This is a genomic window from Mesorhizobium sp. B2-4-15 (assembly GCF_006658505.1).
Classification (GTDB): Bacteria; Pseudomonadota; Alphaproteobacteria; order Rhizobiales; family Rhizobiaceae; genus Mesorhizobium.
The window spans coordinates 152,883-164,475 of record NZ_VFUZ01000001.1; the positions used below are offsets into that span (position 1 = coordinate 152,883).

At 63.8% G+C, this 11,593-nt stretch carries 13 protein-coding genes and 1 pseudogene; 5 read left to right on the top strand and 9 right to left on the bottom strand.

The window, feature by feature from the left end; translation table 11 throughout:
• Nucleotides 1-27: 27 nt before the first annotated feature.
• Nucleotides 28-987 carry an SDR family oxidoreductase gene (locus FJ930_RS00780; RefSeq protein ID WP_141833758.1) on the bottom strand — a complete coding sequence of 320 codons (960 nt, stop codon included), beginning with the start codon at nucleotides 985-987 and terminating at the stop codon, nucleotides 28-30.
• Nucleotides 988-1,108: 121 nt separating this feature from the next.
• On the opposite strand from FJ930_RS00780, the pseudogene FJ930_RS30265 reads away from it, so the two are divergent.
• Nucleotides 1,109-1,177: pseudogene (locus FJ930_RS30265) on the top strand (hypothetical protein); the annotation flags it as partial.
• 341 nt (nucleotides 1,178-1,518) lie between these two features.
• Here FJ930_RS30265 and FJ930_RS00790 read toward each other — a convergent pair.
• From FJ930_RS00790 to FJ930_RS00800, 3 genes are all read right to left on the bottom strand, one after another.
• Nucleotides 1,519-2,694: an MFS transporter gene (locus FJ930_RS00790; RefSeq protein WP_141833760.1), complete on the bottom strand. Its 1,176-nt coding sequence runs from the start codon at nucleotides 2,692-2,694 to the stop codon at nucleotides 1,519-1,521.
• A 283-nt stretch (nucleotides 2,695-2,977) separates the two neighbouring features.
• Complete coding sequence (locus FJ930_RS00795; protein WP_141833762.1) at nucleotides 2,978-3,286, bottom strand: DUF1244 domain-containing protein; 309 nt, start codon at nucleotides 3,284-3,286, stop codon at nucleotides 2,978-2,980.
• 17 nt (nucleotides 3,287-3,303) lie between these two features.
• Nucleotides 3,304-4,101, bottom strand: a complete 798-nt coding sequence (locus tag FJ930_RS00800; RefSeq protein WP_141833765.1) for an N-formylglutamate amidohydrolase — start codon at nucleotides 4,099-4,101, stop codon at nucleotides 3,304-3,306.
• 270 nt (nucleotides 4,102-4,371) lie between these two features.
• Here FJ930_RS00800 and FJ930_RS00805 point away from each other — a divergent pair, with 270 nt between their 5' ends.
• The 3 genes from FJ930_RS00805 (at nucleotide 4,372) to FJ930_RS00815 (ending at nucleotide 7,198) form a co-directional block, all read left to right on the top strand.
• Nucleotides 4,372-4,836: a DUF1036 domain-containing protein gene (locus FJ930_RS00805; protein ID WP_181165551.1), complete on the top strand. Its 465-nt coding sequence runs from the start codon at nucleotides 4,372-4,374 to the stop codon at nucleotides 4,834-4,836.
• Nucleotides 4,833-6,266, top strand: coding sequence for a pyruvate kinase (pyk, locus tag FJ930_RS00810; RefSeq protein ID WP_141833768.1), 1,434 nt, complete (start codon nucleotides 4,833-4,835; stop codon nucleotides 6,264-6,266). Before FJ930_RS00805 ends, pyk begins: the two co-directional genes overlap by 4 nt.
• Before the next feature lie 197 nt (nucleotides 6,267-6,463).
• The gene (locus FJ930_RS00815; protein ID WP_141833771.1) at nucleotides 6,464-7,198 is read left to right on the top strand and encodes a L,D-transpeptidase; all 735 of its coding nucleotides are present in this window, start codon (nucleotides 6,464-6,466) and stop codon (nucleotides 7,196-7,198) included.
• 38 nt (nucleotides 7,199-7,236) lie between these two features.
• Here the strand turns inward: FJ930_RS00815 and FJ930_RS00820 are convergent, their stop codons facing one another.
• The 3 genes from FJ930_RS00820 to ykgO all read right to left on the bottom strand — a co-directional run bounded on the left by FJ930_RS00820 (nucleotide 7,237) and on the right by ykgO (nucleotide 9,256).
• Nucleotides 7,237-8,304: an alpha/beta hydrolase gene (locus FJ930_RS00820; protein ID WP_141833773.1), complete on the bottom strand. Its 1,068-nt coding sequence runs from the start codon at nucleotides 8,302-8,304 to the stop codon at nucleotides 7,237-7,239.
• 117 nt (nucleotides 8,305-8,421) lie between these two features.
• Nucleotides 8,422-9,021, bottom strand: a complete 600-nt coding sequence (locus tag FJ930_RS00825) for a hypothetical protein (RefSeq protein WP_141833776.1) — start codon at nucleotides 9,019-9,021, stop codon at nucleotides 8,422-8,424.
• Between the two features lie 109 nt (nucleotides 9,022-9,130).
• Nucleotides 9,131-9,256, bottom strand: a complete 126-nt coding sequence (gene ykgO, locus FJ930_RS00830; protein WP_006327841.1) for a type B 50S ribosomal protein L36 — start codon at nucleotides 9,254-9,256, stop codon at nucleotides 9,131-9,133.
• Between the two features lie 242 nt (nucleotides 9,257-9,498).
• On the opposite strand from ykgO, the gene FJ930_RS00835 reads away from it, so the two are divergent.
• Nucleotides 9,499-9,915, top strand: a complete 417-nt coding sequence (locus FJ930_RS00835) for a lysozyme inhibitor LprI family protein (RefSeq protein WP_141833778.1) — start codon at nucleotides 9,499-9,501, stop codon at nucleotides 9,913-9,915.
• 40 nt (nucleotides 9,916-9,955) lie between these two features.
• Here FJ930_RS00835 and FJ930_RS00840 read toward each other — a convergent pair whose 3' ends face one another.
• Together FJ930_RS00840 and purE are read right to left on the bottom strand one after the other, a co-directional pair.
• Nucleotides 9,956-11,029, bottom strand: a complete 1,074-nt coding sequence (locus FJ930_RS00840) for a 5-(carboxyamino)imidazole ribonucleotide synthase (protein ID WP_141833780.1) — start codon at nucleotides 11,027-11,029, stop codon at nucleotides 9,956-9,958.
• Nucleotides 11,026-11,523, bottom strand: a complete 498-nt coding sequence (purE, locus tag FJ930_RS00845) for a 5-(carboxyamino)imidazole ribonucleotide mutase (RefSeq protein WP_140748553.1) — start codon at nucleotides 11,521-11,523, stop codon at nucleotides 11,026-11,028. Before purE ends, FJ930_RS00840 begins: the two co-directional genes overlap by 4 nt.
• Nucleotides 11,524-11,593 lie beyond the last annotated feature (70 nt).

The window sequence follows — 11,593 nt, forward strand, 5'->3', positions numbered from 1 at the left end:
TGGGCGGGCTTGGCCCGCCAACCTCATTCAGGCGGCGTGCAAATGGCCATTCGCGGTGGCGATGCCGATATCCTCAAGGGCCTCGGCGACAGCCTGATCGAGCGGCGTATGGGGTATCTCACCGATGATGCCCTCCAGCCGCGTCGAAACCAGCCGGTGTGGCTCGAAGCGCAGATAGGACATCGAGACGATCTCGCGCCACATTGCCACGAACGGGCTGCCGGCGCGCAGCACCCACCACGCCATCGCGCTCATCTTCAGCGGCCGGCCGAGTGCTTTCTCGGCGGCGGCCTTGATTTCCAGATCGGTGACCGCGTGGCCGGGAAAGTTCAGCGCCTCGTAGGAGCCGAGCTTGTCGAGATTGCGCGCCAGCGCCACGAAGCCCACGGCGAAGTCCGGCAAATAGGCCCATTCATGCACAAGGTCGGCCGGGCCGGGCGCGGTGTAGATGCCCTTGGTCATCTTGGCGGCGACGACCAGGTCGAACCACGAGCCGCTGCCTGTGCCGCCGAAAAAGTCGCCGGCCCGCAGAAGAATGGTTCGGACCCGGCCTGCCTCGGCTTCGTTCCGGAACAGCTCCTCCATGGCACAGCGGATGCGGCCCTTTTCGGTCGTCGGATTGAAAGGCGTGTCCTCTGACAGCACCGCCGGCATCGGCGAACCGTAATTGTAGATGGTACCGGGAAAAAGATGCAGCGCGTTGTTCGCGTAACAGGCGGCCATGACGTTCTGCGCCATCGGCAAGCACTTGCTCCAGTCGGTGTAGATCGGGCTGAGGCCATTGAAGATGATATCGACACCCTCGGTGGCGCGGACCAGCGATTGACGGTCCAGCGCATCGCCGGCGACCGCCATGGCGCCTTTGAGCTCGGCCGGCACCTTGCCGGAACGGGTGACGGCGCGAACGTCGAAGCCGGCGTCGATGAAGGCTTTGGCAACCACGCGGCCGAGCCGGCCATTGGCGCCGAGAATTGCGATCTTGGTCATGTCAGTACCCCTGGCTGGTAGTTGCAGTCCGCATCGGTGTTTGCAGGGCGAATATGATCGTCCCGCAGATGAATTGAAATTGACCATGAACGTAGGTTCGATATTCATTCTTGAATGGAAAATGTCGACTGGAACCTTCGTCACGGTCGCTGGAACAGGCAGCCTGTCGGCCGCGGCGCGAAACTTGTCCGCCAGCCAGCCGACGCTTGGCCGTCACATCGGGGAGTTGGAGCGGCGCTGGGCGTCACGCTGTTCCGGCGTGGGCGAAGAAGCTATGTGCTCACGGAAGCCGGGGCCACGCTGTTCGAACGCGGCAAGGCGGTCAGCGAGCAGGCGAGTGGGAAGCGGTGCGGACGGGAAACGGTATCGGCCTCGGCCAGCGACCGCTGGCCGAGCGGGATTCGCTGATGGAGAAGGTGCTGCCCAGCCTGCCGCTGCCGAACCTGCCGATGTGGCTCGCCTGCATCGCGATGTGCGCGGCAGCGTGCGCATCCGCCGCGTGGCGGATTTTCTCCATGAGGAACTGAAGCGCTATTCGGCGGGTGCGGGCGCGAATTCGGCCCGGTGAGCCAGTCCGGCCATCAGCAACACGACGATCAGCAAGCCCGCCATGGCGATGAAGATCGGGCCGAAGCTGAAATGCTCGGCGACGAAGCCGATCGCCGACGGCGCCACCAGAATGCCGGAATAACCCATGGTGGTGACGACGCTCATGCCGGTGCCCGACGACATGCCTTCCTGGTTACCGCCGGCCGAAAAGATGATCGGCACCATGTTGGCGATGCCGAAGCCGCAAAGCGCAAAGGCCGCGATGGCGAGCCAGGGCGAGGGCGACAGGCCGGCGACCAGCATACCGGTGGCGGCGACAATGGCAGAGCCGCGCAGTGTCGTCACCGCGCCGAAACGGTTGCGCACGCCATCGCCGAAGAAACGCATGATTGCCATGACGCCGGAGAAGGCGGCGTAGGCGAGACCGGCAACGGCAAGGTCGGCGCCGAGTTCCTGCCGCAGATACAGCGCCGCCCAGTCGAGCACGGCACCTTCGGAAATCATCGTCAGCAGCGCCATCAGGCCGACCAGGTAGACCAGCGGGTTCGCCGGCAAGGTGAATTTGTGATGCTCGGCAGCCTGCGGCTTATGTTCGGCCACGACATGAGGCACCGCCGCCGCGATTGCCGCGAAGGCAAGCGCCGTCACCACCGCGGCGTGGGCGAGATGGCCATAATTCTGGATGCCGAAGCCACCAAGCGCTCCGCCGGCGAAGCCGCCGAGACTCCAGAAGCCGTGCGAGGAGGACATGATCGCGCGGGACAATTTTCGTTCGACGACCACCGCGTTGGCGTTCATGGCGACATCCATGCCGCCGATCGAGCCGCCGAAGATGAACATGGCGATGGCCGCCAGCGGCACGTTGGGCGCCAGCGCCACGACCAGCAGGCCAAGGCTGCCGCAGAGGCCGAACCAGCGCAGCACGGTGCGAGAACCGTGTTTCGAAATCAGGTGGCCGCACCAGGTCATCGCGGTGACCGCGCCGGCGCCGAACAAAAGGATCAGCAGGCCGAGCGTGAATTTCGAGATGTCCAGCCGGGTCAGGAACACCGGGATCTGCGGCGCCCAGCTGCCGGTCAGGAAGCCATTGGCGAGGAAAATGGCGGCCACGGCCCATCGCCCGCGAATGGCAGTCTGCATGGTGTTCGACACGTTCATAAAGGCGAATCCGCTCAGAAAATGGCTTTGTGCGGCAAATTAGATCGATTCAATTTTCAGTCAAGCACCCCGCAATGGGAAGTGTTTGGACCAAAGGAAGCAACCGAGGGTCGGTTTCGTTCGAGGCGTGCTGCGGCTTTGGAGGTTGGCAGAAACGCTTCTCCATTCGTCATCCACGGGCAAAGCAAGGAGCGAAGCGACGCGGCGCAGAGGATAACGAAGCCTCAGAAACTTCGTCCCGCGTCGGAAGTAGTGCCGGAGGCTGGTGGCCGTACAAGGTTCGCTAGTGGTCCTTGGGACGCCTTGCCTCGAACTCGGCCTTCTTGGCGTCGGAAGCTTCCGTCTGATGGAGCGCCTGCCAGTCGGCATAGGGCATGCCGTAGACGATCTCGCGCGACTGGTCCTTGGAGAGGTCGACGCCCTCGGCATTCGCCGCTTCGCGATACCAGTTCGACAGGCAGTTGCGGCAGAAACCGGCAAGGTTCATCAGCTCGATGTTCTGCACATCGCTGCGTTCTCTGAGATGCTCGACCAGCCGGCGAAAGGCCGCGGCCTCGAAGTCGCGCTTCTGCTGGTCGTTGAGTTCGGTCATCGCAACCTCCATACGGCTTACACCGGCCCGGTGCGCGAGCCGAATTGCCTGATCACGTGTATATCGGCACGGCGATCGATAGCGTCAACGATCGGGGCCAGGCGCTCGGCCCACGCGATCGCACCTTTCTGGTCAGATATCAGGTCCTGACGAATCTCGATGAGCGCGTGGGCATAGCCGTTGACGATGGCATGCTTGAACATGGTGTCGCCGCGCAGCGCGCCGTCATAAGGTTCATTGTCGCCGACGACGAGGTTCTTGTCCTCACCGAGCATATCGATCAGCGGCCGCGCCACCCGGTCGTCCTTGTCCCACAGGATGCCGACATGCCAGGGACGCTGGATCCCTTGCATGACCGGCGTGAAGGAATGCACCGAAAAGATGAACGGCGCCTGCCCGGAAGCCTGCGCGACCGAAGCGATCATGGCGGCAACGGCGTCGTGATAAGGCCGGTAGAAGCGATCGAGCCGTCTTTCGCGTTCCTCCGGCGCCATGGGATAGTTTCCCGGCACCATCGTGCCGTCATAGAGCTGGCGAATGAGGGTCGGATCGTCTTCGCCGCGGTTGGGATCTATCAGCAGCCTCGAGAAATTGGCGATCACCGCGGGCACATCGAGCAAGGCGGCGAGCTCGCGCGTCACCGCCTCGACGCCGATGTCATAGGCGATATGGCGGTCGAACTCGGCAGCCGGCAGGCCGAGGCTGCCATAGTCGTCGGGCAGGTCGCGGCGGGCATGATCGGCCAGGAGCACGATGCCTCGCTTGCGGTCGCCCTCGACGAGATCGAAGGGCGCGAAAACTGTGGATCGGGTCATTGGCGGGAAAAGGTCTGTTCGCTGGCTTCCGGGGAGGGTGCTATCGTCATTCCATGAAGACGACGCGTGCGCAATGCCGTTGTTTGGCCAAGGTTTCCGCCGAAATCTGGCAAGGGGCGACGGAAAGTGCGCCGGGAGCCTTCCTAAATCGATTGGAATTGGTAAAAACGGCGCGTTGACATGCGCTCGGACTTTTCCGAAAAGGGGCGCAGAGAGATGCAGATGTGGTTCTTGAGGGGTTTTGGAATGGGTTCCGCCGGCAGGCAGCGCATGCGCCCTGCCTTTGCCATGCCGCTCCTGATCCTGACCGTCGGCATGTCGGCAATGGTCATGGCCTCGCCGGCACGCGCCGATTTCCGCGTCTGCAACGCCACGCAGAACCTGGTCGGCGTCGGCATCGGCTATCGTGCCAAGGCCGGCTGGATCACAGAGGGCTGGTGGCACATTGAAGGATCGAGCTGCAAGACGTTGATCGAAGGGCCGCTGTCATCAAGGTTTTACTATCTTTATGCAGAAGACGCCGAGCGTGGTGGACGCTGGGACGGCCCGATCAACATGTGCGTGGCTGAAAAAGAGTTCAAGATCGCCGGCGTAAACGACTGCGTCGCCCGGGGCTTCCAGCGCGCCGGATTCCAGGAATATGACACGGGCGAGCAGGCAAGCTGGATGGTCCAGCTGACCGATGAGCCCGCAACGGGAGGCGCCCCAGCCACCCCGGGAATCAATAGTCAATGAGACGTAGCCGCAAGGTCAAGATCCTAGCCACAATCGGCCCCGCCTCCTCCTCCGAGGAGATGCTGAAGAAATTGTTCGAAGCGGGCGCCGATGTGTTCCGCATCAACATGAGCCACACCGACCACGAGCTGATGCGCACGCTGGTGGGCCGCATCCGCGCCGTCGAGGAAAAGGTTGGCCGGCCGATCGGCATCCTGGCCGACCTGCAAGGCCCCAAGTTGCGCGTCGGCAAGTTCGCCAATGGCAAGGAAGTGCTGACATCAGGCCAAACCTTCACGCTTGACGACAATCCCGAACCGGGCAATTCGACCAGGGTCTATCTGCCGCATCCGGAGATCCTGAGCTCGGTCGAGGCCGGTCACCGACTTTTGATCGATGATGGCAAGCTCGAGCTGAAGGCGGTGAAGAGCAACGGCAAGTCGATCACCTGCACTGTCGTCGCCGGCACCACGATTTCCGATAAGAAGGGCGTCAGCCTGCCCGATACCGACCTGCCGGTCGGCGCGTTGACCGAGAAGGACCGCAAGGATCTCGACGCCGTGCTCGCCACGGGCGTCGACTGGGTCGCGCTGTCCTTCGTGCAGCGGCCGGAGGATCTGGCGGAAGCGCGCAAGATCGCGCGTGGCCGGGCTCTGATCATGGCCAAGATCGAAAAGCCGCAGGCCGTCGCCAGGCTGGCCGAGATCATCGAGCTGTCCGACGCCCTGATGGTCGCCCGCGGCGACCTCGGCGTCGAGATGCCGCTGGAAGCTGTGCCGGGCATCCAGAAGCAGATCACGCGCGCCGCGCGGCGCGCCGGCAAACCGGTGGTGATCGCCACGCAGATGCTGGAATCGATGATCACCGCCCCGGTGCCGACCCGCGCCGAAGTATCCGACGTTTCGATCGCCGTCTTCGAGGGTGCCGACGCCATCATGCTGTCGGCCGAATCGGCGGCGGGTGCTTATCCCGTGGAAGCGGTGGCGATGATGAACCGCATCGCCACCAAGGTCGAAACCGACCCGACCTATGCCGGCATCATCAACGCGCAGCGCTCTGAGCCGGAAGCGACCGGGGCTGACGCGATTTCGCTGGCCGCCCGCGAAATCGCCGAAACGCTGAAACTGTCGGCGATCATCACCTATACCGCGTCCGGCACCACCGGGTTGCGCGCGGCGCGCGAACGGCCGCAGGTGCCGATCGTGGCGCTGTCGCCGATCGTCAACACGGCCAGGCGGCTGTCGCTGCTGTGGGGCACGCATTGCGTGGTCTCGCCCGATGCCACCGATCTCGACGACATGGTCAACCGCGCCTGCCGCATTGCGCTGGAAGAAGAATTCGGCAAGCCGGGCGACCGCGTCATCATCACCGCCGGCGTGCCGTTGCGGACTCCGGGGTCGACCAACATGCTGCGCATCGCCTATGTCGGATCGGAAGCAGCCGGCCGGTAAGCCCAGCCCTTCCTGACGGAAGCATATCCCGCGCCCTGTGCGTAGCTCACTGTGGCCGCGATGCAACAGAGGCTTGGACAATGGTCCTGGCCTCTGTCTGGACACGGACTTGCCGCGATCGCCTCTACAAGACGCGGTGAAGTGGCGTTAACAGTCGCCCTACCCGCCAGCATCTCCCATTTTGAAAGTGTACTTCAATGTCATCTCTCGTTTCGCGCCGGTCGCTGCTGACCGGGCTGTCGCTTGTCGGCGTTTCGGCGATCTCGGCCTGTGCCCAGATGCCCAGGCAGCCGATCAGCGCGGCCAGTTCCTTCAATCCCGCGCCGCTTGAGCCGACACCGGAAAAGACGCCGATCGAACAAGCCGCGCCTGAAATCATGGTCCCGGCGTCGCCCGACCATGCGAGCATGTACAGCGCGGTCGGGGATGGCGGCCATGCGTTGCCGGCGATACCCTTCACCAAGGTCGACGAACGATTTCTGCGGCAGATGGTCGACGATCCGACGGGCGAGAGACCTGGAACGATCGTGGTCAATAGGACCGACAAATTCCTCTACTTGGTGCTCAAGGATGGCAAGGCCATGCGCTATGGCGTCGGCCTGGGTCGCCAGGGCTATTCCTGGAAGGGTCGCGCGATCGTCCAGTGGAAACGCAAATGGCCGACCTGGACGCCGCCTTCGGCGATGATCCGCCGGGATCCGAAGCTGGAAAAATGGCGCCAGGGCATGGAGCCCGGCGTCAGCAACCCGCTCGGATCTCGCGCCCTCTACATCTTCAAGGATGGCGTCGACACGCTTTACCGCATTCACGGGTCGCCGGATTGGAAGTCCATCGGCAAATCCGCTTCATCCGGCTGCGTACGCATGTTCAACCAAGACGTCATGGACCTCTATGAGCGCGTTCCCGGCAAAACCCCGCTGCTGGTCATTTAGCTTGTGGCGCAGCCTGCTCGTTCGCCCAGGGACAGGCCTCAAGTCGGTGCGAGCTCAGCTTGGGGTTCCCTGATGTCGGCACATGTATCGGCGCCATAGGCATCGCCGGCGATCCGGGCCTCCACCGTCCTGGCCATCGCCTTGAGATCGATATCCTTGCCGGCGACCTTCTCGACAGCCCCGACGACGAGGTCGGGGGCGATCCAGTCTGGCTTGTGGCCGAGATTGCCCACCCAGACGAGTTCGGCGCCGGCGATGTCGCGCACCAGGCCGACGGAATGGATACGCGCGTAGACGACCTTGTCGCGGTCGCCTGAGATGACCACGGTCGGCGCCTTGATCTCGTTGTAGCGCGGTGCGGCGCCGAGCGCATAGCGGTAGAGCCCGGCAACATCGCTGGCATTGGCGCGGAAGGCCGCTGGCCGCAGCACCAGCGGGATCGACGCCTTGTCGATATAGTCGTCCGGCACCTTGTTCGGCGAGAAGACGCAGGTCGTGGCATCGGCAATCCGCAGTGTTCCGGCGGGATAGGTCAGCGTTTCGGAGAACAGCCGGCCGATCACCGGAAGCATGGCCAGGTCGTAGTACCAGGATGTCGCGCCGCCCGGCCACGGATGGGTCGCCGGCGCCAGGAAGATCAGTCCGAGCGTCCTGTCGGGATGTTCGCGGCCGAATGCCGATGTCACCACGCCGCCAAAGGAATGGCCGACGATGATTGCCTCGCGGATGCGCAGATGATCCATCAGCGCGGCGAGGGTATTGGCCTGCGCCGACGGGTCTTCATTGGTGCCCGGTCCGCGCCCGGACCAGCCGAATCCCGGCCGGTCGAAGAACAGCATTTCGGCGCGGCCTTCCAGCATCGGCCTCAGCGGCAGCATCTGATCCCTGAGATTGGCGCTGGCGCCATGGATGAAGACGACCGGCGGCAGGTCCGCATCGGCGGGGGCGGGAATATGGACGTAGTGAATACGGGCGCCGCCGATGTCGGCGAATTCACCGATGGATGGATTACGGCGTTCGATCAGCCACGAGCCGATCCGGGTAACGCCGACAAGGGCAAAGACGAGTGCGAAAAGGAAGGCGAACGCGGCGTAAAGAAGGTTCATGGGGATATACGGGTGGAGAAGGGAACAGGCAGTAGGGCAGTAGGGCAGTAGGGCAGTAGGGCAGTAGGGGGAGGGGCATCTCAGCCTACTGCCTAATCCCTATTCCCCACTGCCTGGTCAAATTCCTTCGCCGGCAAGCTCTTCGGAAAGGGTGGCGACCTGGTCCTGGGCGCTGCGCATCATCGGATAGATGGCCAGCACTTTCTGCCAGGCCTCGAGCGCCGACTGCTTGTGGCCGGTCAGCGTCATGATCTGCGCCAGACCCGACAGCGCACCGAAATGGCGCGGCTCGAGCTTCAGCGTGTGCTCGATGTCGGACATCGACTTGCCGTAGTTTTTCATCATGAAATGCACCGTGGCGCGCCGGTTCCAGCCTTCGGCATAGGTCGGCTGCAAGGTCACCACCTGGTCGAGGAAATCGAGCGCGACGTCGAACTTGTGGTTCTCGATCGCCTTTTGCGACCACTGCATCATCAGGTCGATGGAAGCGCTGCCGGACCGGAACCATTCGTTCCAGATGTTGCCGGCGATGCGTTCGGCGGCCTTTTCGTTGCGCTCGCGCTTCAGGTCGGCGAACAGCTTGTCGAGCCGAACCTGTTTCGTCATTGGCGCCGCCGGAGCATCCGGAGCCGGCGACTGAGCCGCCTGATCGTCCGCCAGGGCCGGCAAGGCGCCGGAAACCAGGAGAGCCGTCAAAAATGCAAAAAGAATCCGCATCGCCCGACTCTAGTCCCGGGCGGCGGAACATCAAAGTGATTTCAGCGTAAAAAGGGTCGGCAGGCCGACATGCATCAATGGCGGAGGCGAAAAGCCTCCTGCCGAAAGCTCAGCCCTGGCGCGCCTTGTAGCGCGGAGCGGTCTTGTTGATGATGTAGACGCGGCCTTTGCGGCGAACCAGCTGGTTGTCGCGGTGACGCGCCTTCAGCGCCTTGAGCGAATTCTTGATCTTCATGGTCTTGCCTGTCGGTGTGGACCCGGTCCCGGGTCGAAATTTTAAGGCGCGCCAGAAGACGCGCCTTTTGAACGGTGGGTGGCTCATAAACGAGGAGCCTTGCCCGTGTCAACCGTAAGTCAACCGCAAGCGTGCCGCGCGTTCCGATATCATCAAATATCCGCCATGTCGGCTCCGCGGCATTGCACGGTTCCGGGCCGGCTGGAATGATGCCGTAGATCTCAAGTGATTTGGAGACCAGCGTGCGCCGAACATTCCTGTATGCCTGTCTGATCGTCCTGGCGGCGACCGCAACCGTGCGCGCCCAGGAATGCGACCGATCCGACGACAGCCAGCAGATGATGAACATCTGCGCCGGCGAGGACTATCAGGCGGCCGACGGCAGGCTCAATAAGGCTTATCAGGATCTGATCGGCTCCGACGATGCCGATGACAAGAGATTGCTGCAGACGGCGCAGCGCGCCTGGATCGCCTTCCGCGACGCCGAATGCGCGCATACCACGGCCGCCAGTCAGGGCGGCTCCATCCATGCCATGGAGGTTTCGCAATGCCTGACCAGGCTGACCAACGAGCGTATCAAGCAGCTCGCCGCCTCGGCCAATTGCCAAGGGGACGATGCGAGCTGCGCCAGTCCAGACGATAGCGACGAGGGGGAGTAGTTTGCCGGCCTTGGGCAGCCATTGCAGGGCGTGAGCGGCTTTATCGGCGGGTGATCCGGGTGAAATGACCCATCTTGCGGCCGGGCCTTGCCTCCACCTTGCCGTAGAGATGCAGCATCAGGTCGGGCTCGGCGAGCAGGGCTGGGACGCGCAGCACGTCGTCGCCGATCAGGTTTTCCATCACGCAATCCAAATGGCGCTCCGGGCTGCCGAGCGGCAGGCCGGCAACGGCGCGGATGTGCTGCTCGAACTGCGAAACGATGCAGGCGGCTTCGGTCCAGTGGCCGGAATTGTGGACGCGCGGCGCGATCTCGTTGGCGAGCAGCGAACCGTCCGCCAGCACGAAGAATTCGACACCGATGACGCCGACATAGTCGAGTGCCGACAGGATCTTCGCCGCCGCCGCGCGCGCCGCTTCCGCCGTTCCGGGCATGATGGCGGCCGGCAAGGTCGATGTGTGGAGAATGCCGTCGCGGTGGACATTCTCGGCCGGATCGTAGGCGGCGACAGCGCCGTCCTGTCCACGCGCCGCGATCACGGATATCTCGCATTCGAACGGCACGAAGCTTTCCAGGATCAGCGGCACATTGCCCATCGCCTCGCAGGTGCCGGCGAAGCCGCCGGTTGCCATGTCGCGGAAGACGCGCTGGCCCTTGCCGTCATAGCCCATGCGCCGGGTCTTCAGGATGCCGCTGCCGCCGAATGCCTTCAGCGCCGCCGTCAGTTCATCGTCAGTGTCGACCCGCCGGAAATCGGCGGTGGCAATGCCGATGCCATTCAGGAATGTCTTTTCGCTCACCCGGTCCTGCGCCACATCCAGCGCGCGTGCCGGCGGATAGACCGCGACCTTGGCGGCGAGCGCTTGTGCCGCGGCAACCGGAACGTTCTCGAACTCGTAGGTGACGACGGAACTTGCCGCCGCCAGTTCGGCAAGGGCGCCCGGGTCGTCATAGTCGGCCGTTATCTGCCGGTTGGCGACCTGGGCGGCCGGGCAATCTGGCTGCGGCTCCAGCACCACTGTGTGGTAGCCGAGACGGGCGGCTGCCATCGCCAGCATGCGGCCGAGCTGGCCGCCGCCAATGATGCCGACGGTCGATCCGGCGGGCAGGCTCATGGCGTATCCGTGGGTTCAGCCGCGACCTTGGCGGTCTGCGAGGCGCGCCAGGCATCGAGCCGCTGGGCGAGCTTGTCGTCGTTCAACGCCAGCACGGCGGCGGCCAGCAAGGCGGCATTGGCTGCACCCGCCTTGCCGATCGCCAGTGTGCCCACCGGAATGCCGGCCGGCATCTGGACGATCGAGAGCAGCGAATCCTGCCCCGACAGCGCCTTTGATTCCACCGGCACGCCGAATACCGGCAGCGGCGTCATGGCGGCTGTCATGCCGGGCAGGTGGGCGGCACCGCCGGCGCCGGCGATGATCACCTTGTAGCCGGCGGCCTTGGCGCCCTTGGCGAAGTCATAGAGCCGGTCCGGCGTGCGATGCGCGGAGATGATCAGCCGTTTGTGCGGCACGCCTAGGGCCTCCAGCGTTTCGGCCGCCTGGCGCATCGTTGCCCAGTCGGATTGGCTGCCCATGATGATGGCGACGTCGGCGCGTTGATCGTTCAAGCTTCTGCTCCCGGCGACAAAGGCGCGCCTTAGCGGAATTCGGCGGCAACGGCAAGGATGAGCAGCGTTG